Below are 21298 nucleotides of genomic sequence, written 5' to 3' on the forward strand. Positions count from 1 at the left end.
GCATCGCGCTGGGCAATTTTATCGGCGACGACGGCGGGGATAATCGCGTATTCGTTCTCGCCGCTGCCCTCAGCAACCAGGCGCGCGATGGCGAGGCGGCCGCTAATCAGCTGAGCGTGGGTTGGCTTATCGACCACGATTTTTTTAATTAAGTTGCTATCGGTGAAGTTAAAATCGATATTGCCTCTGGCGACGCTGATTCGGTTCATTACAATCAGCTGCTTGACCTGCGCTTTATACTCTTTCGATAAGGTGGCCTGCTTTTGCTGTTCGCTCAGCTGCTTATCACGCTCAAGCTGGGTCTTTTTGTTTTCTTCCACCGCCTCTCTGGCCTCACGCGCCTGAACCCGTGATTTTTTAGCCGTTCTTTGGACTTTAGCTATTTTCTTGCTGGTCACCAGACCGGCTTTTAGCATCTGCTCTTGTAAGGTAAGTTTTGTCATTTCCGCTTCTGAACCCGTTGAATAATGCGTGGGATTATACCCGTAATTTTAGCCGATATACCAGGCCACCTGCCCCGTTTGCGAGGGGTTTCCCAAACGGCGCGCCCGAGAAAAAGCGCTCATCCGCGTTAAGCCGCTTAGGCGCCTACGGGCAGAGATAATCGGTACGCCAGCGATCGGCACCGGTCGGGCGAAGAAACCGACGCCCGCGGTTAGCGCTTTTTTCATTCAGGGACAGCGGCCTGGCGCAGGGCTTGCGTCATTGACTCTCATTATATATTTTAATCCCTGGCTCCGTGCTGCCCGCCGCTCGCTTCCGAAAGGAAAAGGTGAAAGCACGCCATTGACCCACGTTGCTTAGCTCACATCTTGTGACGATCGGGGTTTGGTAATGCGAGCACCAAAATGCCCTGACGACAGGAGAAATGATGTTTTCGATCGAGCAGGCAAAGCTTATGGCAACCAAACTGCGCAACTCGCTTGAGTCGCGCAGCGTCACCCTTCCCCACTCTTCCGCGCTTGAAATCGTGGCGCAGCAGCTGGGCTATAAGGACTGGAATACGGCAGCGGCAAGGTTAGATCCGCCGGCGGCTCCCGCTGCGGTCTCATTTGAAAAAAGCATCCCCATTTTACGCATGTTTGACGAGCGCAAAGCGCGCGAATTCTACGTCGATTTCCTCGCCTTCAGCGTTGAATTTGAGCATCGTTTCGCGCCAGACCTCCCCCTTTATCTCGGGATCGGCCGAAACGGCCTGCAGATTCACCTCTCTGAACATCACGGCGACGCCAGCCCGGGTGCGACAATTTTCATACCGATGCGCAACATTGAATTATTCAGGGATGAGTTAAGACACAAGAATTACGGCTACGGGCGGCCGGAAATCGTGCCCCAGGCGTGGGGAAAAATCCTCGAGGTTCACGATCCCTTTGGCAACAGGCTGCGCTTCTGCGAAAGCTAATCCCCGCCAACGCCTCCGCGCAGCGCCCTTCCCCCGTCGGTTGACGGGGGAAATCCTCCACTTCAGGGTCGTGCGCGGCGCCGACGCATTCAGCCCTATCCCGGATCATGAAGATAGCTCATGTTGTAATGAAATTAACTCGCTTTCGCTCATCTGGCGCCTCTGGCATAAATACACAATATTAACTTATTGACAACATGAAGAGTGACGGACGAGAAAACCAGCCGCTGCTGGACAATCACCCCGCAAACTCAGTTTTCATGTCAGAGCCAGGATACAAGATCGCGATGAATAAAGACTTTACGTTTACGGTTAAGACCACTCTTTTCGATGAAAACTATAACCCTTCTGAAAATACGCGTATTACCACCAACTTCGCGAATTTAGCCCGTGGCAAAGAGCGTCAGCAGAATTTGCGCAACACCCTGGTGATGATTGACAACCGTTTTAATACGCTGGCGCATTGGGATAACCCTAAAGGCGATCGCTATGCCGTCGAACTTGAAATTATTTCTGTTGAAATGAAGCTCGAAGCCAACGGCGAAACCTTCCCGGCGATCGAAATTTTAAAACCCTATATTATTGATAAAAAGACCCAGCAGCGCCTTGACGGTATTGCGGGGAATAATTTCTCGTCCTACGTGAGAGATTATGACTTTAGCGTCGTGCTGTTAGAGCACAATAAGAACCAGGCGCAGTTTAGCATCCCGGATAACTTCGGCGTCCTGCACGGCAATATATTCAAACATTTTGTCAATTCCAGCGAGTATAAAGCGAACTTTAAAAAGCCGCCGGTCATCTGTTTAAGCATTTCAAGTAAAGACACCTATCAGCGGACCGGCAACCGGCATCCGGTATTAGGTATCGAATACCAGCAGAATGGTTCATCTTTGACCGAAGAGTATTTCGGCAAAATGGGCTTAGCGGTTCGCTATTTCATGCCTAAAAATAGCGCGGCGCCTTTGGCCTTTTATTTCACCGGAGATCTGCTGAGCGATTACACCGACCTTGAGCTGATCGCCACCATCAGCACCATGGAGACATTCCAGAAAATTTACCGCCCGGAGATTTACAACGCCAACTCCGCGGCAGGGCAATACTATCAGCCCAACCTGAATCACCAGGATCATTCATTGACCAAAATCGTTTATGACCGGGAAGAGCGTAGCCGGCTGGCTATCGAGCAGGGAAAATTTACCGAAGAGCATTTCATCAAACCATACCAGAATATTCTTGCGCAATGGTCTGCTAGCTGCCCTCTTTGATTAATAGAAAATAAAGGTCATCCATTATGAAAACGTTATTACCGACTTCAACCGCCGGCAGCTTACCGAAACCTTCCTGGCTTGCGCAGCCGGAGACCCTGTGGTCGCCGTGGAAACTGCACAACGAGGAACTCGTCGAGGGGAAACAGGATGCGCTGCGCCTCTCCCTGGAAGACCAGCTTCGTGCGGGGATCGATATCGTCAGCGACGGCGAACAAACCCGTCAGCACTTTGTCACCACGTTTATTGAGCACCTAAGCGGCGTTGATTTTGAGAAACGCGAGGTGGTTAAAATACGTAACCGCTACGACGCCAGCGTTCCGACGGTCGTGGGCGCCGTGGCGCGTCAGAAGCCCGTTTTCGTCGAAGATGCGCGCTTTTTGCGCCAGCTCACCAGCCAGCCGATTAAATGGGCCCTGCCGGGGCCGATGACGATGATCGATACGCTTTACGATAACCACTATAAAAGCCGCGAAAAGCTCGCCTGGGAATTCGCAAAAATTCTCAATCAGGAAGCAAAAGAGCTGGAGGCGGCCGGCGTCGATATTATTCAGTTTGATGAGCCCGCCTTTAACGTCTTTTTTGACGAGGTGAATGACTGGGGGATCGCCGCTTTAGAGCGAGCCGTCGAAGGGCTGAAATGTGAAACTGCGGTACATATCTGCTATGGATACGGCATCAAGGCCAACACCGACTGGAAAAAGACCCTCGGCTCAGAGTGGCGGCAATACGAAGAAGCGTTCCCCAAACTGCAAACCTCTAATATTGATATCATCTCGCTGGAGTGCCACAACTCGCGCGTGCCGATGGATCTGCTCGAACTAATCCGCGGTAAAAAAGTGATGGTCGGAGCCATCGACGTGGCCACCAATACCATCGAGACGGCAGATGAAGTCGCCGCGACCCTGCGAAAAGCGCTGCAGTTTGTCGATGCCGACAAGCTCTACCCTTCGACCAACTGCGGCATGGCTCCCCTCTCTCGCCGGGTAGCTACGGGTAAACTCAACGCCCTAAACGCGGGCGCCGAGATTATTCGCCGCGAGCTCGCCAACAGGTAGTCGCGTTACGGGGTAATGGCGATACTCGCCGACAGCCCGGCGACCAGCTCAACCCCTGCCGGTAGCGTATCTATATGGATACGTACCGGCACCCGCTGCGCAAGCCGCACCCAGCTGAAGGTCGGGTTTACCTCCGGTAGACCCAGCCAGCCGGTGTCATCATTACTGTCGCCGATGCCGTGTCCGATACTCTCGACGTGGCCGGGGATGGCCGATTCAAATCCCATCAGCACGATCTGCGCGCTGTTGCCCACCCGAATATGACGCAGCTTCGTCTCTTCAAAATAGCCCACCACCCAGAAACTCTGCGCATCGATAACGGCAACGGTGGTCACTCCGGCGGTGGCGTAATCGCCGGGACGCAGCCTGAGATGGGTGACATAACCGGCGACCGGCGCCCGGACCGTGGCATGGGCCAGGTTGAGCTGCGCCAGCTCCAGCGCCGCCAGCGCCCCGTGATAGTTCGCCGCCGCGACGTTTGCCGCGCTGCCCGTTTGCTGTAAATCCTCCTTCGAAATCACGCTGCTGAGCTGCGCGCGCCTGCGGGCGGCGTCCTGGCGCATGGACATCTCATGGCGCCGGGCTTCAACTTCGGCCTCGGCGCTGGCTACCGCCAGCTTTAGCCAGTGCGGATCGATGGTATAGAGCACATCGCCCCGATTGACCCACTGATTATCCCTCACCGCCACGCCGTTCACCGGCCCGGAAACATCCGGCGCAATCCGCACCACATCCGCGCGAACCCGGCCATCCCGGGTCCAGGGTCTCTGGGCATAATGCTTCCACATCATGAAAGCCAGAATGGATGCCGCCGCGACCGCAATAAGCGTCAGCGCGTAGCGGCTCAGTAGAGACAGAAATGACTTCATGCTAATAACCCCAGCGCGTTCAGTCCCTGCAGCAGCAGGAAAAAGGTGAAGATATAGGTCGAAAGCCCAATCAGCGGACGACAGGGCAAACTGCGGTATAGCCTGCTGAAAGCGAAAAGCGCCACCAGCAGCAGCGTGCACAGCAGGGCCACCAGCGCGACCGCCAGCAGGCCGGGAACGAAGACTCCGCCCAAATTAACGTCATTCATCATCGGATAGCTTCCTGTTTTGTTCGCTCAGGGCACAGTGCAGATCGACAAGCTCATCCGTCAGCCGACGCGATAGGCCATCCGTCGCCGGCGCATAGCGGTCCACGATGGCCAGGATCCGCGAGCGTAAGGCGGCGGGCTCATCCCCACGAGCCAGCCGGGAAAATAGCGCATTCATCTCCTTCGCCGCCTCGCTCCCCATCTGAAGACGCAGGCGGCGTAAGCGCATCACGCAGAGCCCCACGCGCAGATGGTGCAGCATGTGGTTGAGCGTCTGCCCCGACGATTGCCGGCTTCGCGGCAGGCGCGGCAGCAGGAGCGCCGTGCGGTCAATCATCAGATTGGTCCACTGCGCCTCATCCGGCGCAAACGTCCCCTTCAGGCTGCGCCTGACGTCGCGGCGGCAAATGCGCAGCAGGCGATTGATGGCGGAGTCTGCCTGCACCGTTTGCAGCACGCGCATGCTCGCCACGGCAAAACCGGTGGCGGCAAACAGGGCGATAGCCGTGTTGATCGCCACCGCGAAGTCGCCGCTGTAGTGAGGGCCCAGCTCGCATAAAATGGGCAGCGTCAGCGTAATCCCCATGGCCATAAACGTGGTGGGCGGCCGCGCCTGCAGCGATCCGGCCAGCAAATAGACCGGGGCCAGCGCCGCAGCCATCACGCTGAAATCGCTAATCTGGGGGAGGAGCACGAAGCTGTAGATTAGGCTGGCCGCCACGCCGTAGGCCGAGCCGACGATATACTTAACGATATGGGGCGCCGGAGTATCGAAACTGCCAAACAGCGTGCAGCAGACTCCGAGAATGGAAACCGCCGTGCCGCCATCGGGCCAGGCAGAGTAAATCCAGACCGCGCAGCCGCTGGCTATTATCGTGAAAGCGCCCAGCGCGGTACGCGCAGCCGACAGGCCGTCGCGATGGAAAACGTAGCCCGTTACCGCCCTGCTTTCGGCGGCTATTTGCGCGGGCTGAGCATGGCGGATGGCGTCAGCGAGCCGCTCGCACTGCAGCAGCAGGATGATTGCCTGCTGAAGGTGACGGGCCAGGCTCACCTGCTGGTACCGGGCAAACGTCTGCGCATCGGCCGCGAGCCGCGCCGTTAGGCGTGCGCTGCGTTCTGCCAGCGCGTCTCCCGCTATTTTCCGCAGCTCCGCCTCCTCGCAGGCCAGCCATGTTTTGACATCCTCCAGCAGCTGCTGCAGATCGCCCGGGATGGCGCCGATCGGCTGCAGGCGATCGCGTAATTCGCAGCTGACCACCAGCAGCTGCGCCAGCCGGTCATGGATTGCTTTTCTGCCGTTGCGGGCAAATCCCGGGATCGCAAAGTCATAGGGGAGATGGTGATTGACGCCCTGCAGGAACTGCAGCGCCAGCGCCAGCTGCAGGCTCCCCGCGGCCTCATCGGGTTTACCCGTTAACGCGTGGGCGAGGGTCTGGCGCACGGCGCGCAGCGTTTCCGCAACCTTGCTGTTAAACAGCCCGGATAGCCGCTTTGGCAAAACGTACCTGTGGACCAGGGCTGCACAGAAGATGCCGATGGCAATCTCCTGCACCCGGGTGATGGCGACATCAAAAATGGTGCCGGGATCGAGTACTGCGGGAAAGCCGATCAGGCTGGCGGTGTAGCCGGCTAACAGATAGGCATAGGCGCGGGGCGTGCGCTCAAGCAGCGACAGGTAAAGACAGAAGGTAATCCAGCCGGCGAGCACCGCGCTGCAGACCAGCGGCGCATTGACAAAGGCCGGCACGATCAGCACGGTCGCCCCGGCGCCGGCTATCGTGCCGATCAGGCGATAGACGCACCGGCTCAGCGATGCGCCAACCGACGTTTGCGACACAATGTAGACGGTAATAATGGCCCAGGAGGGTCTTTCCAGGCCGATGGATAAGGCGAAGTAATAGGCCAGCATCGCGGCCGCAAAACTTCTTGCGGAATAGAGCAGAGCATTGGCATCGCTCAGGAGGCCGGGCGAGGAGAGTAGCGCCCCCGCACAACGGAAGACCACGCTTTTAGCCCGCAGCAGGCGGGAGGGACAATCGTTTATTTGGCTCATGCCGGCAATTATTACCGGGTTGCGCATCTCATTAAATACTATATTCTGTCAAAAAATCCCTAAATACTGCCAATACGATGCCGTCTCAATACGCCACCACATTCTTTGACCCGGACGCCGCAGGATCGCCGGCGGTCGCCCGGCAGCTTGATTTTGTTGATTACGCTGCGGAAGTGCCGGTCCACACCCACCGGAAAGGGCAGCTGATTATCGCGCTTTACGGCGCCGTTATCTGCCGCGCGGAGAACAACCTGTGGATCGTCCCCCCCGACTGTGCCGTATGGATCCCCGGCGGCGTCCCCCACAGCGCTAAAGCCACCTGGAACGCGCACCTCAACTATTTATTCATTGAGCCCGGCGCCGCGGCGCTGCCGGAGCGCTGCTGTACCCTGGCGGTATCTGCGCTGATCAAAGAGCTGGTCGAGCGCTTAACCCGCGAGGAGGTCGGCTATTCGGCAGATAGCCACGCCGCCAGGCTGACTCGAGTTACGCTCGATGAGCTGGCCGCCATGCCGCAGCAGAACTTCAGCCTGCCGGTCTCGGCGAACGCTAAAATACGCGCCATGGCCGATGCGCTGGTGAGCCATCCGGAGGATCGCAGCACGCTGCGGGAGTGGGCGAAGCGGCTGGCGCTCAGCGAGCGCTCGCTGGCGCGGCTGATGCAGCGCGAGACGGGTCTGACCTTCGGGCGCTGGCGCCAGCAGCTGCATCTGATTATTGCGCTACGGGAGCTGGCCAGCGGCACCTCCGTGCAGAACGTCGCGGCTCAATTGGGCTATGAGTCCGTGAATGCCTTCATCACCATGTTCAGAAAAATGATGGGGAGCACCCCGGCGCACTATTTCGCCGAGCGTAAAACCGCGGCTTCCTGACCGCGCAGGCGAATGAACGTGCGCTCGCGGCGATATTTTAACCTCCGCGCGTGGGGCGGGAAATTCGGATTGATAACGTTTATTTTTACACGTTAAAGCGGCGCTGAAGTTATTTAAAATTAAATAAAATCGGCCTTATTAAGGCATGCTGATAAATAGCCGAAACGCCACGTTAATATCAAAACGCCCTCCTCTGCTTGATTCTCTCTTTTTCAGACGACGTGCGCGCGTACCGACCCCGGTGAACGCTGGTTGAGGATATCCGCATCGGGAAAACGGCCCGTTTTGTGACGACATGGCGACAAGATCGCCGCCCTGCTAACACTGAAGATATTTTTTCTGGCATATTTATGTGCTATGGGTATTTCGCCGCACCAACAACGAAGATAGCCATCGGCAACCCCGTTTATCTTATTGATTTGAGGAGTATCATGAACAATGTCATTCTCAGCATCATCGCAAAAATCTCTTCTATGGATGCGGAAAGCAAACAGCTTGCTGCTCAGGTTGAAGCTCAGTCATTACTTATCAGCGCCTTAATGCTGGCCATCGGCAAGGAAGGCGGCGTATCAGAACTGGTAGGCAGCGTTTCTAAAGCGATAAATTCCGTTCTCGAATCTTCCGAAGAGGTTCTGAAAACGGACGCTGAGCTTCTGTTGACAAAATTCCACGAGCAAATCGCGCTGACGCAGCTGATCAGCACGCATGCCGATGAGATAAACCCGGAAGCGACGGACGGTTCTTCCCCCTCTTCCGAGCCGCGTCCTGATTGAGCTGGCAAGCCAATAGCTGAGCGATAAAAACAATGAGGGCGGCCTGAAGACCGCCCCGTTAATTAAAACGACATGGTTACGCCGGCGTAATAAGCGCGACCCGGTTCGTTATAGGTTGAAGCCCCCGCGTTCTCACGGTAGATCTGCTTATCAAACAGGTTGTTGATACCCGCATTGGCGCGCAGATTTTTGGTGATATCGTAGTTGACGTTCAGGCCAACGATGGAATAAGGGCTAATTTCACGTTGTGAAAGGCCATTCCTGCTTTCAAGGGACGTCTCAGCATACTGGCGCGGTTTCTGGCGACCATATTGCGTCCAGTTAACGTTCGCGCTCAGATCTTCAGTGGCCTGCCATTCCAGCTGGGAGTTGATGGTAAATTCCGGGATCACCGACAGCGGATTGCCGGTCTTCTTGCTTTCAGAACGGAACATGTAGGTGGCGTTAGAGCGCCACTCCAGCGTATCGGCAATCAGAGGAATGGTCAGGTTGCCTTCCAGCCCTTCAACGATGGCCTTACCGCCGTTCTCCCACAGCAGCACGTTATAGTCGCTTCTGCTGTAAACGGCAGAAGTGCCGGACACGATTTTGTTTTTGTAGTCATTGCGGAAGTAGGTAATGCCAGCGGCGTAGCCGGCATGACTGAATTCAATCCCCACCTCTTTGTTCACGCTAATTTCAGGATCGAGGTTATCGTTACCCAGTAAATAACATTGAGTGAGGCCAATCGGGCAACCGTTGCCGCGCGTGGAAAGCAGGTAGCCCGGCGTTGACTGATAAAGGTTTGGCGCCTTGAACGCGCGGGCAATACCGGCTTTCATGGTGAAATATTCCCCCAGCCCCTGCGAAATATTCAGGCTTGGGCTCCAGTTAGCGCCGAAATTATCGTGATAGTCAAAGCGCAGCCCCGGAATCACCTCGGTGCTGTCGGTCGCGGCAATATTATCCTCGAAATAGAGGGAGCTAATCGTGGCCGAGTTTTCACTGCTGCGCTGGGAAGGATCGCCTGAGCTCCCCGGTAAATAGAAGTCAGTGCTCGACGACTGCATAGAGGCGGGATCGTTGAGCTCATCGCGGTTCCACTCCGCGCCCAGGGTCACCGTTTGATCGACCAGCAGCTGCAGCGGGAAGCTGATCTCCCCGCCCGCCCGATAGCTTTCCAGCCGGCTGGTCGAATAGACATCGCTGTTGATCATCCCTTCCGTACTGCCGCCGGTGCCCTCTTTTAAGCGGGTGTTATTGGTCTTTTCATAGTTAAAGTTAAGCCTGGACGTCCCCCAATCCCAAATACCGTTGTGAGTGATGCCATAGTTTTGACGGTATAAGCGGTTGGTTTCATCGCCGTAGAGCGACTCGACTAAGCCACCAGCGCTGCTGTTACTGTTGCTGTTTTGCGTATCGCCCGCGTAGATATTGCCCTGACGGCTATAGCCATAGGAGAAATCAACGATCTGGGCCGGAGTGATTTTCCACGAGAGCACGCCGCTAATATCTTTATTACGTACGCCTTCGCGACCCGCAGCATAGGAACCGTTTTGTGCGGTATTGATGTCATAGGCATCGGCATCGGTGCGGTTGATATTGCCATACAGACGCATCGTTAGCGCGTCACCCGCCAGCGGGCCGCTGAGGTTGAAGTTAGCGCGTCGGGTGTCACCTTCTTTGCTGCTTTCTGGCTGATTGGTGAAGAGAGACAGCGAGCCATGCCAGTCATTGGTGGGGCGTTTAGTAATAATATTGACCACGCCGCCCGCAGCGCCAGAACCATAGCGGGCCGCTGCCGGGCCGCGAATCACCTCAATACGTTCCACCATTTCTGCCGGCACCCAGTTGGTATCGCCGCGAGAGTCGCGTTCGCCGCGCCAGCTGTAGCGCACGGAGTTACGAGAGCTCACCGGCACGCCGTCAATTAGCACCAGGGTGTTTTCCGGGCCCATGCCACGGATGTCGATTTGCCGATTGTTACCGCGGCTGCCGCTGGCGCCATTGCCGGTCAGGTTCACGCCCGGCATTTTGCGGATGATATCGGCAAGATCGTTAACAGGAGGGCTTTTTTGAATATCTTCTTCGGTGATGATCGACACGCCGGGCTGCTGTTTCAGCCCCTGCTCGGCGGTGACGAGCATCGTTTCGTCGTCAGCCAATTTTTCCGTGGCTTCTTGCGCAAAAACGGGTGAGCTGAGCAGGCCGGCCAAAAACAGCGCAATTGGGCGCTTTTTATCTAAAGTTACATTCACTTAAATAATCCCCAGAAGAGTTAATATTTGTAAGCAAATGCTTATGATAATGAGAGTGATTCTCATTGTACACACACCGAAATAGCTCCTCCTTTTTTTCTACATTATTTGATGGCTTTGCGGTTTATATGTAAATAAACGTAAGTCGGCCGCCGGGCAAAAAAAGAAACCCGTATCGGAAAATACTCAATCACCACACATTAATTAATATTCTTAAAAATCATAGTAATGAAAACCGTAATAACGCCCTGTTATTATCTGGTTTTTTCCGATCTCAGCGGCGTTGCGCCAAAAACAGCTACCGTGAATGCACGAAAATTGAGGAGAAACTGTGCAGGAGGTCATACAAAGCTTTACATTGAGCACCATTATTTCGCCAATACTTGCCCCTCATCAACACCCGACGCGGGCCGCCCGATTGCGCCGTAATACCCTGCGGATGAATGAGTTAAATCTAATGCTGTGCCCCTGCCCTGAGCAATGTGCTCCAGTCACAATCAGACGCTGGCGCCGAGAGCCGCCCGCTCGAATAACCGTTCACGATTCTGGATATAACGATCAATATTAATTTTGAATTAAGTACAAACTGAAGGGGAATTCCGGGTCAGGTTACAGAGAGGATCGTGCGAAATTATCAGGGCCTGGTTTCAAGCGCCAAAATTGCCACCCGATTGCTGATTTCAACGTATGGCATGTAGTGGCTTCGATGGCGCCGGAGGGTGATTTAAGGTTTAAAAATCACCCATCCGCAGCCGCTTCAGTTTATCGCCCAGGCTGCCTGATTAATCCACAATGCAGATCAGCGCCAGGTAACTGATTTATTTAATATAAGAGTCTAAAACTTTCAGCACTACGTCTAAATCACCCTCACGTTTTGCTTCACTATCTTCATGAACAATGTGTTCGCTCAGATGGCCTTTAATAACCTCACGCATCAAGCCATTGACCGCTCCACGAATGGCGGCAATTTGCTGCAGTACGGCAGCGCATTCATGAGGTTCATCAAGCATCTTTTTCAGCGCAACGACCTGCCCCTGGATTTTACTGGCCCGGGCCTTAAGTTTCTGTTTATCACGAATAGTGTGGGACATGCTGCCCTCTTAAAAGCAGTAAATTATTAGAGATTATATCATTGCCATTCTACTGGGGGGTAGCATTTGGTACTGGGGGGGAGTAGAATTCCTGTCACGTATTCTACGATGTCGATCATCCTCATGTTTGAATTCACAACGCTTTTGCAGCAGGGCAATGCCTGGATCTTCATCCCCAGCGCGATCCTTCTCGGCGCCATGCACGGACTGGAGCCCGGTCACTCAAAAACGATGATGGCGGCTTTTATCATCGCTATCCGCGGAACGGTGAAGCAGGCCGTTATGCTGGGTCTTGCCGCCACGCTTTCGCATACGGTAATAGTCTGGATGATTGCGGCAGGCGGCATGTATATAAGCCGCAAATTTACCGCTGAATCGGCCGAACCCTGGTTTCAGCTAATTTCTGCCGTCATCATTCTGGGCACTGCGGCCTGGATGTTCTGGCGTACCTGGCGCGGAGAGCGCCTGTGGCAACGGGAGCAGGAAGAAGAGCATGCGCACGGCCATCATCATCATGCCGAAACGCGGATTATTGATACCGGCCACGGTAGAGTTGAACTCTCTATTTTTGCAGAAGGACGGCTGGCACACTGGCGTTTGCGTACCCTGAGCGGGCGCAGCTGGCAGGCACGGGATGTGTCACTGGTGACAAACCGGGGGACCGGCACTTTCTCGCAGGTTTTCGATTTTGTCGAAATAGACGGCTTCATGCAGTCCACAAAGACTATCCCTGAACCGCACAGCTTTGATGTTCGTCTGACGCTGGGCCATCGCGGCCATGTTCATGACTACGATCTGACATTCCACGAGCACCATCACGATCGTTCGGCGCTGGCAGGAGTAGATGCATCATCAAAGGAGTACCAGGATGCGCATGAAAAAGCGCACGCCAACGACATTGCAAAACGTTTTGCCAACCGGAATGTGACCACGGGTCAGATAATCCTCTTTGGCCTGACGGGCGGACTCATCCCGTGCCCGGCGGCCATCACCGTGCTTCTGCTTTGCATCCAGGTGAAAGAATTTTCGCTCGGTGCGGCGCTGGTTTTATGCTTCAGCGTCGGTCTGGCGATCACCCTGGTCACGGTCGGTGCTGCTGCGGCATACAGCGTGCGGCAGGCGACAAAGCGCTGGGGTGGCCTCGATACGCTGGCGCGACGTGCTCCCTATTTTTCCTGCGTGTTGATTGCTCTGGTGGGGATTTATATGGGTTATCACGGCTGGACCGGCGTCATGCAGTAACTCGTAGAAGACTCTCTCCAGACCCGCTTTGCAATTCGACCCGCCGGGCAGGTGCTGAAGGTTATGCCGGGGTTTTGATAGCCCGTCTTGATAAAGCTTAGATATCCATGCGAAAGTTAATCATAAAAAAACGGGAGCTCAATGGCTCCCGTTTTGTCTAACCCAGAAACTGGATTACATGTTCGCGATGATCGCGTCGCCAAACTCGCTACATTTCAGCAGTTTAGCGCCTTCCATCAGACGTTCAAAGTCATAGGTCACGGTCTTAGCGGCGATAGCGCCTTCGGTGCCTTTAACGATCAGGTCTGCGGCTTCGAACCACTGCAGGTGGCGCAGCATCATCTCAGCGGACAGGATAATAGAACCTGGGTTCACTTTATCCTGGCCTGCGTATTTCGGTGCAGTACCGTGGGTCGCTTCGAACAGCGCACACTCGTCACCGATGTTCGCGCCCGGTGCAATACCGATACCGCCAACCTGCGCCGCCAGGGCGTCAGAGATGTAGTCGCCGTTCAGGTTCATACAGGCAATAACGTCATACTCGGCCGGACGCAGCAGGATCTGCTGCAGGAAGGCGTCAGCGATAACGTCTTTGATGATGATCTCTTTACCGGTGTTCGGGTTTTTAACCTTCTGCCACGGGCCGCCGTCAATCAGTTCGCCGCCGAATTCTTCGCGAATCAGCTCGTAGCCCCAGTCTTTAAAGGCGCCTTCGGTGAACTTCATGATGTTGCCTTTGTGTACCAGCGTCAGCGAATCACGGTCGTTGGTGATGACATATTCGATAGCAGCACGAACCAGACGTTTGGTGCCTTCTTCGGAGCACGGCTTGATGCCGATGCCGCAATGTTCCGGGAAGCGAATTTTCTTCACGCCCATCTCATCACGCAGGAATTTGATGACTTTTTCGGCTTCAGCAGAGTCTGCTTTCCATTCGATGCCCGCATAGATATCTTCTGAGTTTTCACGGAAGATAACCATATCGGTCAGTTCAGGATGTTTAACCGGGCTCGGCGTACCCTGGTAGTAGCGTACCGGGCGCAGGCAGACGTACAGATCCAGCTCCTGGCGCAGGGCAACGTTCAGAGAACGAATACCACCGCCAACTGGCGTCGTCAGAGGGCCTTTGATAGCAACACGATAGTCACGAATCAGATCAAGAGTTTCGGCAGGCAGCCAGACGTCCTGGCCATAAACCTGGGTCGATTTTTCGCCGGTGTAAACTTCCATCCAGGAAATTTTACGCTCGCCTTTATAGGCTTTCTCAACGGCGGCATCCACCACTTTCAGCATCGCTGGGGTCACATCAACACCGATACCATCACCCTCGATAAACGGGATAATCGGGTTATTAGGGACGTTCAGTTTGCCATCTTTCAGGGTGATTTTTTGACCTTCCGCCGGAACTACTACTTTGCTTTCCATTAACCTCTCCTTCGAGCGCTTCTGGTTCTGCTCTTCCTTTTCACACTAACCGAGCGTTGGCTTTATCCGCCCACTCCGCTACCGGGTGATCCCGCTAACCGGAGATTCGCGTCCGTGCCGCCTTCTAGTAGCGCGAATCAGTTTGAGCAATATTTTTGTTAAAAAATTGTGATGAGCATGTCAATACTACCTGAATGTTTGCGTCCATGAAAGGCATTCGTAATTAGGCTATAATGCGGCAATTGACGGGGCCTGAAAATACCATGCAGAAAACTTCATTTAGAAAACATCGCGTTGAGCGATTCAGCTCACAACAAGTCACCAGACAACGTAAAGAACACCAACCAACCAGCGTGATCTTGTTCAATAAACCCTATGATGTGTTGCCGCAGTTTACCGACGAAGCCGGACGCAGCACGCTAAAAGATTTTATTCCGCACGCCGGCGTCTACGCCGCGGGCCGTCTTGACCGCGATAGCGAAGGGCTGCTGGTGTTAACCAACGACGGCGCGCTGCAGGCGCGGCTCACCCAGCCGGGCAAACGCACCGGTAAAATTTACTACGTCCAGGTGGAAGGCGAACCGACGCCAGAGGCGCTGGCCGCGCTGCGTGACGGTGTCACTCTTAACGACGGCCCCACCCTGCCCGCAGAAATTGAGCGCGTCGCGGAGCCCGAGTGGCTGTGGCCGCGTACTCCCCCCATCCGTGAACGTAAGGCGATCCCCACCAGCTGGCTGAAAATCACCCTCTACGAAGGCCGCAACCGTCAGGTACGCCGCATGACCGCGCACGTGGGCTACCCTACGCTGCGCCTGATTCGCTACGCGATGGGCGGCTATACTCTCGACGGCCTGAACAACGGCCAGTGGCGGGAAATCCCCAAGGAGAACAAACCGTGAAACGACTGATCCTTACCCTCGCCCTGCTTAGCCCCCTTGCCGCCAGCGCGGCGAGCTTTGATTGTCAAAAGGCCAGGGCGGAGGATGAAAAGGCCATTTGCGCCCATCTTTCGCTAAACGATAAAGATGTCGAAATGGCCACTAAGTACCAGTTTCTGAAAGGGCTGTTCGCCATGGGCGGACGCGGCGCCATCCAGGACGCGCAGCAGAGCTGGCTTAAAACACGCCGCCAGTGCGGCGGGAATCTCTCCTGCCTGACGCAGGCCTACGACCAGCGTCTGAAGCAGCTGGATGAAATGTACGCCAACATTAATAAGCCGCTTTAATAAGGATGCCTATGTTCAAGCCGCACGTCACCGTAGCCTGCATCGTGCACGCTAAAGATAAATTTCTGATCGTAGAAGAGACCATCAACGGCAAAGCGCTGTGGAACCAGCCCGCAGGCCACCTGGAAGCGGATGAAACCCTGGTGCAGGCGGCCGAACGCGAGCTGTGGGAAGAGACCGGGATCCGCGCTACTCCCCAGCACTTTATCCGCCTGCATCAGTGGATCGCCCCGGACCGCACGCCGTTTCTGCGCTTTCTGTTCGCCATCGAGCTTGACGAAACGTGCGCTACCGAACCGCACGACGACGATATCGACCGCTGCCTGTGGCTAAGCGCCGAGGAGATACTCAACGCGCCCAACCTGCGCTCTCAGCTGGTGGCGGAAAGTATCCGCAGCTATCAGGGCGATCCGCGCCACCCGCTGTCGCTGATCGGCGCCTTTAACTGGCCGTTTTAACACGCAAAACCGGAGCCTGCGCTGGCGGGACGCGGCGGCACTTTTGGCGCGCACCCGCGCTATCCCCGCAGAGATAAGGCCGGTCAGCGCAGCGGCACGCAAAGTATGCCCCCTTGAGGGGGTGCCTGAGCCGCGACTGCGTGCTAGAATATGCCGCCTTGAAGTTCAATGTGGTGAGTATTCCAATGTCAGAAAATCCAAAAAAAGTGATCGTCGGCATGTCCGGCGGCGTCGACTCCTCGGTTTCCGCCTGGCTGCTGATCCAGCAAGGCTACAAGGTCGAAGGCCTGTTCATGAAGAACTGGGAAGAAGACGATGGTGAGGAATACTGTACAGCCGCCGCCGATCTCGCTGACGCGCAGGCGGTCTGCGATAAGCTCGGCATTGAGCTTCACACCGTTAACTTTGCCGCCGAATACTGGGACAACGTGTTTGAACTGTTCCTGGCTGAATATAAAGCCGGACGCACGCCGAACCCGGATATTCTGTGCAACAAAGAGATCAAATTTAAAGCCTTCCTCGAGTTCGCGGCGGAAGATCTTGGCGCCGACTATATCGCCACCGGCCACTACGTGCGCCGCGCCGACGTTAACGGCAAAAGCCAGCTGCTGCGCGGGCTCGACGGTAACAAAGACCAGAGCTACTTCCTCTACACCCTCGGCCACGAACAGATAGCCCAGAGCCTGTTCCCGGTCGGCGAGCTGGAGAAGCCGCAGGTACGTAAAATCGCCGAAGAGCTGGACCTCATCACCGCGAAGAAAAAAGACTCTACCGGCATCTGCTTTATCGGTGAACGCAAGTTCCGCGAATTCCTTGGCCGCTACCTGCCCGCCCAGCCGGGTAAAATCCTCACCGTAGACGGCGAGGAGATCGGCGAGCATCAGGGGCTGATGTACCATACCCTCGGTCAGCGTAAGGGCCTCGGCATCGGCGGCACCAAAGAGGGCAGCGAAGATCCGTGGTACGTCGTCGATAAAGACGTCGAGAATAATATTCTGGTCGTCGCTCAGGGTCACGATCATCCGCGCCTGATGTCGGTAGGGCTGATTGCCCAGCAGCTGCACTGGGTCGATCGCCAGCCGGTGCAGGGCACCCTGCGCTGCACGGTGAAAACCCGCTACCGCCAGACCGATATCCCCTGCACCGTGAAGGCGCTGGACGACGAGCGCATCGAAGTCATCTTTGATGAGCCGGTTGCGGCGGTGACGCCGGGCCAGTCGGCGGTCTTCTACAGCGGTGAAGTGTGCCTCGGCGGCGGCGTAATCGAACAGCGCCTGCCGCTGCAGGCCTGACAGACAGTTTTTACCGCCGATAGCTGAATCCGCTACCGGCGGCTTACAAGGAGCACGTGTGGCGAAGAATTACTATGACATCACGCTGGCGCTGGCTGGCGTTTGCCAGGCAGCCCGTCTGGTTCAGCAGCTGGCGCACCAGGGGCATTGCGATAGCGACGCCCTGCACGTCTCGCTGAACAGCATCATCGACCTCAACCCGGATTCAACCCTGGCGGTGTTCGGTGGCAGTGAAGCCAATCTTCGCCTCGGGCTTGAAACCCTGCTCGCCGTCCTCAACACCGGCAGCCGTCAGGGGCTGAACGCCGAACTGACCCGCTACACCTTAAGCATGATGGTGCTTGAACGTAAGCTTGCGGCAGGCAAAGGCGCCATGGATACCCTTGGCAACCGCATCGGCGGCCTGCACCGCCAGCTGGAACATTTCGATCTGCAGTCTGAAACCCTGCTCAGCGCCATGGCGGGCATCTACGTAGACGTTATCAGCCCGCTGGGGCCGCGCATCCAGGTCACCGGTTCTCCCGCCGTGCTGCAAAGCCCGCAGGTGCAGGCGAAGGTTCGCGCCTCGCTGCTGGCCGGCATCCGCGCGGCGGTGCTGTGGAACCAGGTTGGCGGCGGACGTCTGCAGCTCATGTTTTCTCGTAATCGTCTGGTTAACCAGGCAAAACAAATTCTTGCTCATTTAACCCCGGAGTTATGATCTATGGAATTATCCTCACTGACCGCCGTTTCCCCTGTCGATGGACGCTACGGCGATAAAGTCAGCGCGCTGCGCGGTATCTTCAGCGAATTCGGTTTGCTGAAGTTCCGTGTTCAGGTAGAAGTACGCTGGCTGCAAAAACTAGCCGCGCACGCAGCGATCAAGGAAGTTCCTGCTTTTGCTGCTGACGCAATCGGTTTCCTTGATAAAATCATTGCTGATTTCAGCGTAGAAGATGCGCAGCGTATCAAAACCATCGAGCGCACCACTAACCACGACGTGAAGGCGGTAGAGTATTTCCTCAAGGAAAAAGTGGCCGACGTTACCGAGCTGCACGCGGTTTCCGAATTTATTCACTTCGCCTGCACCTCCGAGGACATCAACAACCTGTCCCACGCGCTGATGCTGAAAACCGCCCGCGACGAAGTGATCCTGCCCTACTGGCGCCAGATGATTGACGCGGTAAAAAATCTCGCCACACAGTACCGCGACGTGCCGCTGCTCTCCCGCACTCACGGCCAGCCGGCGACGCCGTCCACCATGGGTAAAGAGATGGCTAACGTCGCTTACCGCATGGAGCGTCAGTACCGTCAGCTGAACCAGGTCGAGATCCTCGGCAAAATTAACGGCGCGGTCGGCAACTATAACGCCCACATCGTCGCCTATCCGGAAGTTGACTGGCACCAGTTCAGCGAAGAGTTTGTCACCTCCCTGGGCATTCAGTGGAACCCGTACACCACGCAGATTGAGCCGCACGACTATATCGCCGAGCTGTTCGACTGCATGGCGCGCTTCAACACCATCCTGATCGATTTCGATCGCGACGTATGGGGCTACATCGCGCTCAACCACTTCAAGCAGAAAACCATCGCCGGTGAAATCGGCTCTTCCACCATGCCGCACAAGGTCAACCCTATCGACTTCGAAAACTCCGAAGGCAACCTGGGCCTGGCTAACGCCATGATGCAGCACCTGGCAAGCAAGCTGCCGGTCTCCCGCTGGCAGCGCGACCTGACCGACTCCACCGTCCTGCGTAACCTCGGCGTCGGTATCGGCTACTCCCTGATCGCCTATCAGTCCACCCTGAAAGGCATCAGCAAGCTGGAGCTCAACGGCGATCGCCTGCTCGACGAGCTGGATCACAACTGGGAAGTGCTGGCCGAGCCGATTCAGACCGTGATGCGCCGCTACGGCATCGAGAAGCCGTACGAAAAGCTGAAAGAGCTGACCCGCGGCAAGCGCGTGGACGCCGAAGGCATGCAGCAGTTCATTGACAGCCTGCCGCTGCCGGAAGACGAAAAAGTGCGCCTCAAGGCCATGACGCCGGCCAACTACATCGGCCGCGCGACCACCATGGTTGACGAGCTGAAGTAAGCCCCGCTACCCTCTTCCCGCAGGGGAAGAGGGTTTTGCCACCTCGCGCGCCAGCGCCAGAAAAGCGGCCAGCCCGGCAGACGGATTGCGCCTTCCCGGATAGTAAAGACACAGCCCCGGAAACGGCGGCGTCCAGTCCGACAGCAGCCGAACCAGCCGCCCGGCGGCAATGTCATCCATCACGTTTTGCTCCAGAAAAAAACCGATCCCGACGTTTTCAAGCACCGCAGCGCGGGCCAGCGAGGCCTCGTCCAGCGTCAGCGGACCATCGATCTGCGGATGGACCACCTCCCCCTGCTTTTCCAGATGCCAGCGATAGAGAGAGCCGTCCGGCAGCCGCACGCGAATGCACGGATGATTTTGCAGATCCGCCGGCTCGCGCGGCGCCTCGCGGTTGGCCAGATAGCCCGGCGAGGCGACCACCGCATAGCGCTGCGGCTGCCCGAGGGAGAGCGCGATCATGTCATTGGGTATCAAATGGGCCACGCGGACCCCGATATCAAAACCCTCGGCGACGATATCTATCAGCCGCCCCTCGGTCACCAGATCGACGTGCATCTCCGGATAGCGCCGCAGGAACTCCAGCACCAGCGGCGTCAGAATCGCGCGCCCGGCAAACGGCGGCGCGTTTATCCGCAGCACGCCCGACGGAGTCTCCCGCCGCGAACGCACCTCCGTCAGCGCGTCATGAACGCCCTGCAGCGAAGGGCCCATGCGCGCGATGAACAGCTGCCCGGCATCGGTCAACGCCACGCTGCGCGAGGTGCGATTAAATAGCCGTACGCCGAGGCTGGCCTCAAATTTGGCCACGGCGTGGCTCAGCGCGGTCGTGGAGACCCCGAGCTCAACGGCCGCCGCCCGAAACGTCCCCCGGCGAGCAATCGCCATCACAGCATCTAAATCAGTGAGCGCAATACGCGACATTATCCCGATTCCTTCATTGTGGCATCCCGGCTGGGCCCAATTGTTTAAATTATAAAGAGTTCTTACAGTAAGCGGGTCATTTAATTACCGGAGTTTACCGATGGATATGCCCGCAGCCGTCCAGCTTTTTTTTACCGCCCACGATGAAGATTCGATTGCCGAAGCGTTCACCGCCGACGCCGTGGTCCGCGATGAGGGTCATACCTATAGCGGGCGTCAGGCCATTCGGGCATGGCGGGTCGCGGCAAGAGCGCAGTATCAGTTCGTTGCCGAACCCTTCGAAGCCCTGAGCCAGGACGATATCGTTACGGTACGCGCCAGGGTGAGCGGTAATTTCCCCGGCAGCCCGGTGGTGCTCGACTACCGCTTTCAGCTGGCGGATGCGCGCATCGCCCGCCTGGAGATTAAATAATGGCTGACTTTCTGACCTTCAGCGGCAAACGCGTGCTAATCACCTCCGGAACCAAAGGCGCCGGCGCCGCCACCGTCGCGCTGTTCAGCCAGCTCGGCGCACGGGTGCTCACCTGCGCCCGCCATCCGCCCGCCGTCCCCTCTGCGGCGCTCTTTGTCAAAGCCGATCTGAGCGACGAGGCGGGCTGCGCCCTGCTGGCAAAGGAGGTACAGGAGCAGCTGGGCGGCGTCGATATTATCGTGCATATGCTGGGAGGCTCTTCCGCGCCGGCGGGCGGGTTTGCCGCGCTCGACGACGCGCAGTGGCAGCGGGAGCTGGCGCTTAATCTGTTTCCGGCGGTGCGCCTCGATCGGCTCCTGCTGCCTGAGATGCTGGAAAAACGGTCCGGGGTGATTATTCACGTCTCCTCTATCC

22 protein-coding genes are annotated in these 21298 nt (G+C 56.5%); 14 read left to right on the plus strand and 8 right to left on the minus strand.

Annotated features, from left to right (window positions below; translation table 11 throughout):
- A partial coding sequence (locus tag PFH44_RS14590; RefSeq protein WP_283825337.1) for a DUF2058 domain-containing protein occupies positions 1-443 on the minus strand: 443 nt, incomplete at its 3' end.
- Between the two features lie 428 nt (positions 444-871).
- Here PFH44_RS14590 and PFH44_RS14595 point away from each other — a divergent pair.
- The 3 genes from PFH44_RS14595 (at position 872) to PFH44_RS14605 (ending at position 3725) form a co-directional block, all read left to right on the plus strand.
- Complete coding sequence (locus tag PFH44_RS14595) at positions 872-1402, plus strand: glyoxalase superfamily protein (RefSeq protein WP_283825338.1); 531 nt, start codon at positions 872-874, stop codon at positions 1400-1402.
- A gap of 287 nt (positions 1403-1689) precedes the next feature.
- The gene (locus tag PFH44_RS14600; RefSeq protein ID WP_045854892.1) at positions 1690-2667 is read left to right on the plus strand and encodes a DUF1852 domain-containing protein; all 978 of its coding nucleotides are present in this window, start codon (positions 1690-1692) and stop codon (positions 2665-2667) included.
- A gap of 26 nt (positions 2668-2693) precedes the next feature.
- Positions 2694-3725, plus strand: a complete 1032-nt coding sequence (locus tag PFH44_RS14605) for a methionine synthase (protein ID WP_283825339.1) — start codon at positions 2694-2696, stop codon at positions 3723-3725.
- Positions 3726-3730: 5 nt separating this feature from the next.
- Here the strand turns inward: PFH44_RS14605 and PFH44_RS14610 are convergent, their stop codons facing one another.
- Genes PFH44_RS14610 through PFH44_RS14620 form a run of 3 tightly spaced genes read right to left on the minus strand, consistent with a single transcriptional unit; the run spans position 3731 to position 6859 of the window.
- Positions 3731-4594, minus strand: coding sequence for an efflux RND transporter periplasmic adaptor subunit (locus tag PFH44_RS14610; RefSeq protein WP_283825340.1), 864 nt, complete (start codon positions 4592-4594; stop codon positions 3731-3733).
- Positions 4591-4806 carry a DUF1656 domain-containing protein gene (locus PFH44_RS14615; protein WP_045854889.1) on the minus strand — a complete coding sequence of 72 codons (216 nt, stop codon included), beginning with the start codon at positions 4804-4806 and terminating at the stop codon, positions 4591-4593. The genes PFH44_RS14610 and PFH44_RS14615 overlap by 4 nt, the downstream gene beginning before the upstream one ends.
- The gene (locus tag PFH44_RS14620) at positions 4796-6859 is read right to left on the minus strand and encodes an FUSC family protein (RefSeq protein WP_283825341.1); all 2064 of its coding nucleotides are present in this window, start codon (positions 6857-6859) and stop codon (positions 4796-4798) included. Before PFH44_RS14620 ends, PFH44_RS14615 begins: the two co-directional genes overlap by 11 nt.
- A gap of 77 nt (positions 6860-6936) precedes the next feature.
- On the opposite strand from PFH44_RS14620, the gene PFH44_RS14625 reads away from it, so the two are divergent.
- Together PFH44_RS14625 and iraP are read left to right on the plus strand one after the other, a co-directional pair.
- Positions 6937-7731: an AraC family transcriptional regulator gene (locus PFH44_RS14625; RefSeq protein ID WP_045854888.1), complete on the plus strand. Its 795-nt coding sequence runs from the start codon at positions 6937-6939 to the stop codon at positions 7729-7731.
- Positions 7732-8162: 431 nt separating this feature from the next.
- Positions 8163-8504 carry an anti-adapter protein IraP gene (iraP, locus tag PFH44_RS14630; protein ID WP_283825342.1) on the plus strand — a complete coding sequence of 114 codons (342 nt, stop codon included), beginning with the start codon at positions 8163-8165 and terminating at the stop codon, positions 8502-8504.
- A 62-nt stretch (positions 8505-8566) separates the two neighbouring features.
- Here the strand turns inward: iraP and PFH44_RS14635 are convergent, their stop codons facing one another.
- Both PFH44_RS14635 and rcnR read right to left on the minus strand, forming a co-directional pair.
- The gene (locus PFH44_RS14635; RefSeq protein ID WP_283825343.1) at positions 8567-10741 is read right to left on the minus strand and encodes a TonB-dependent siderophore receptor; all 2175 of its coding nucleotides are present in this window, start codon (positions 10739-10741) and stop codon (positions 8567-8569) included.
- 818 nt (positions 10742-11559) lie between these two features.
- Positions 11560-11832 carry a Ni(II)/Co(II)-binding transcriptional repressor RcnR gene (gene rcnR / locus PFH44_RS14640; protein WP_045854885.1) on the minus strand — a complete coding sequence of 91 codons (273 nt, stop codon included), beginning with the start codon at positions 11830-11832 and terminating at the stop codon, positions 11560-11562.
- 123 nt (positions 11833-11955) lie between these two features.
- Here rcnR and PFH44_RS14645 point away from each other — a divergent pair, with 123 nt between their 5' ends.
- On the plus strand, positions 11956-13074 hold the full coding sequence (locus PFH44_RS14645; RefSeq protein WP_045855453.1) for a nickel/cobalt efflux protein RcnA: 1119 nt from the start codon (positions 11956-11958) through the stop codon (positions 13072-13074).
- Between the two features lie 174 nt (positions 13075-13248).
- On the opposite strand, the gene icd is transcribed toward PFH44_RS14645, so the two are convergent.
- Complete coding sequence (icd, locus tag PFH44_RS14650) at positions 13249-14499, minus strand: NADP-dependent isocitrate dehydrogenase (RefSeq protein ID WP_045854884.1); 1251 nt, start codon at positions 14497-14499, stop codon at positions 13249-13251.
- A 233-nt stretch (positions 14500-14732) separates the two neighbouring features.
- Between icd and rluE the strand changes: the two genes are divergently transcribed.
- From rluE to purB, 6 genes are all read left to right on the plus strand, one after another.
- Positions 14733-15398, plus strand: coding sequence for a 23S rRNA pseudouridine(2457) synthase RluE (rluE, locus tag PFH44_RS14655; protein ID WP_283825344.1), 666 nt, complete (start codon positions 14733-14735; stop codon positions 15396-15398).
- Positions 15395-15724: a lysozyme inhibitor LprI family protein gene (locus PFH44_RS14660; protein ID WP_045854882.1), complete on the plus strand. Its 330-nt coding sequence runs from the start codon at positions 15395-15397 to the stop codon at positions 15722-15724. The genes rluE and PFH44_RS14660 overlap by 4 nt, the downstream gene beginning before the upstream one ends.
- 11 nt (positions 15725-15735) lie before the next feature.
- Positions 15736-16182 (plus strand): NUDIX hydrolase, encoded by a 447-nt coding sequence (locus PFH44_RS14665; RefSeq protein ID WP_283825345.1) that lies wholly within the window; start codon positions 15736-15738, stop codon positions 16180-16182.
- 185 nt (positions 16183-16367) lie between these two features.
- Complete coding sequence (mnmA, locus tag PFH44_RS14670) at positions 16368-17474, plus strand: tRNA 2-thiouridine(34) synthase MnmA (protein WP_139339378.1); 1107 nt, start codon at positions 16368-16370, stop codon at positions 17472-17474.
- 58 nt (positions 17475-17532) lie between these two features.
- The gene (gene hflD / locus PFH44_RS14675) at positions 17533-18174 is read left to right on the plus strand and encodes a high frequency lysogenization protein HflD (RefSeq protein WP_045854879.1); all 642 of its coding nucleotides are present in this window, start codon (positions 17533-17535) and stop codon (positions 18172-18174) included.
- Between the two features lie 3 nt (positions 18175-18177).
- Positions 18178-19548, plus strand: coding sequence for an adenylosuccinate lyase (purB, locus tag PFH44_RS14680; RefSeq protein WP_283825346.1), 1371 nt, complete (start codon positions 18178-18180; stop codon positions 19546-19548).
- 6 nt (positions 19549-19554) lie between these two features.
- On the opposite strand, the gene PFH44_RS14685 is transcribed toward purB, so the two are convergent.
- Entirely contained in the window at positions 19555-20472 is a 918-nt protein-coding gene (locus PFH44_RS14685) for a LysR family transcriptional regulator (protein ID WP_045854877.1), read from the minus strand.
- A gap of 100 nt (positions 20473-20572) precedes the next feature.
- On the opposite strand from PFH44_RS14685, the gene PFH44_RS14690 reads away from it, so the two are divergent.
- Together PFH44_RS14690 and PFH44_RS14695 are read left to right on the plus strand one after the other, a co-directional pair.
- Positions 20573-20884, plus strand: coding sequence for a nuclear transport factor 2 family protein (locus tag PFH44_RS14690; protein WP_283825347.1), 312 nt, complete (start codon positions 20573-20575; stop codon positions 20882-20884).
- Positions 20884-21298 (plus strand): SDR family NAD(P)-dependent oxidoreductase (locus PFH44_RS14695; protein ID WP_283825348.1); only part of this gene is annotated, 415 nt, incomplete at its 3' end. The genes PFH44_RS14690 and PFH44_RS14695, both read left to right, overlap by 1 nt.

Source organism: Klebsiella sp. Ech2A (assembly GCF_030078455.1).
GTDB lineage: Bacteria > Pseudomonadota > Gammaproteobacteria > Enterobacterales > Enterobacteriaceae > Klebsiella > Klebsiella terrigena.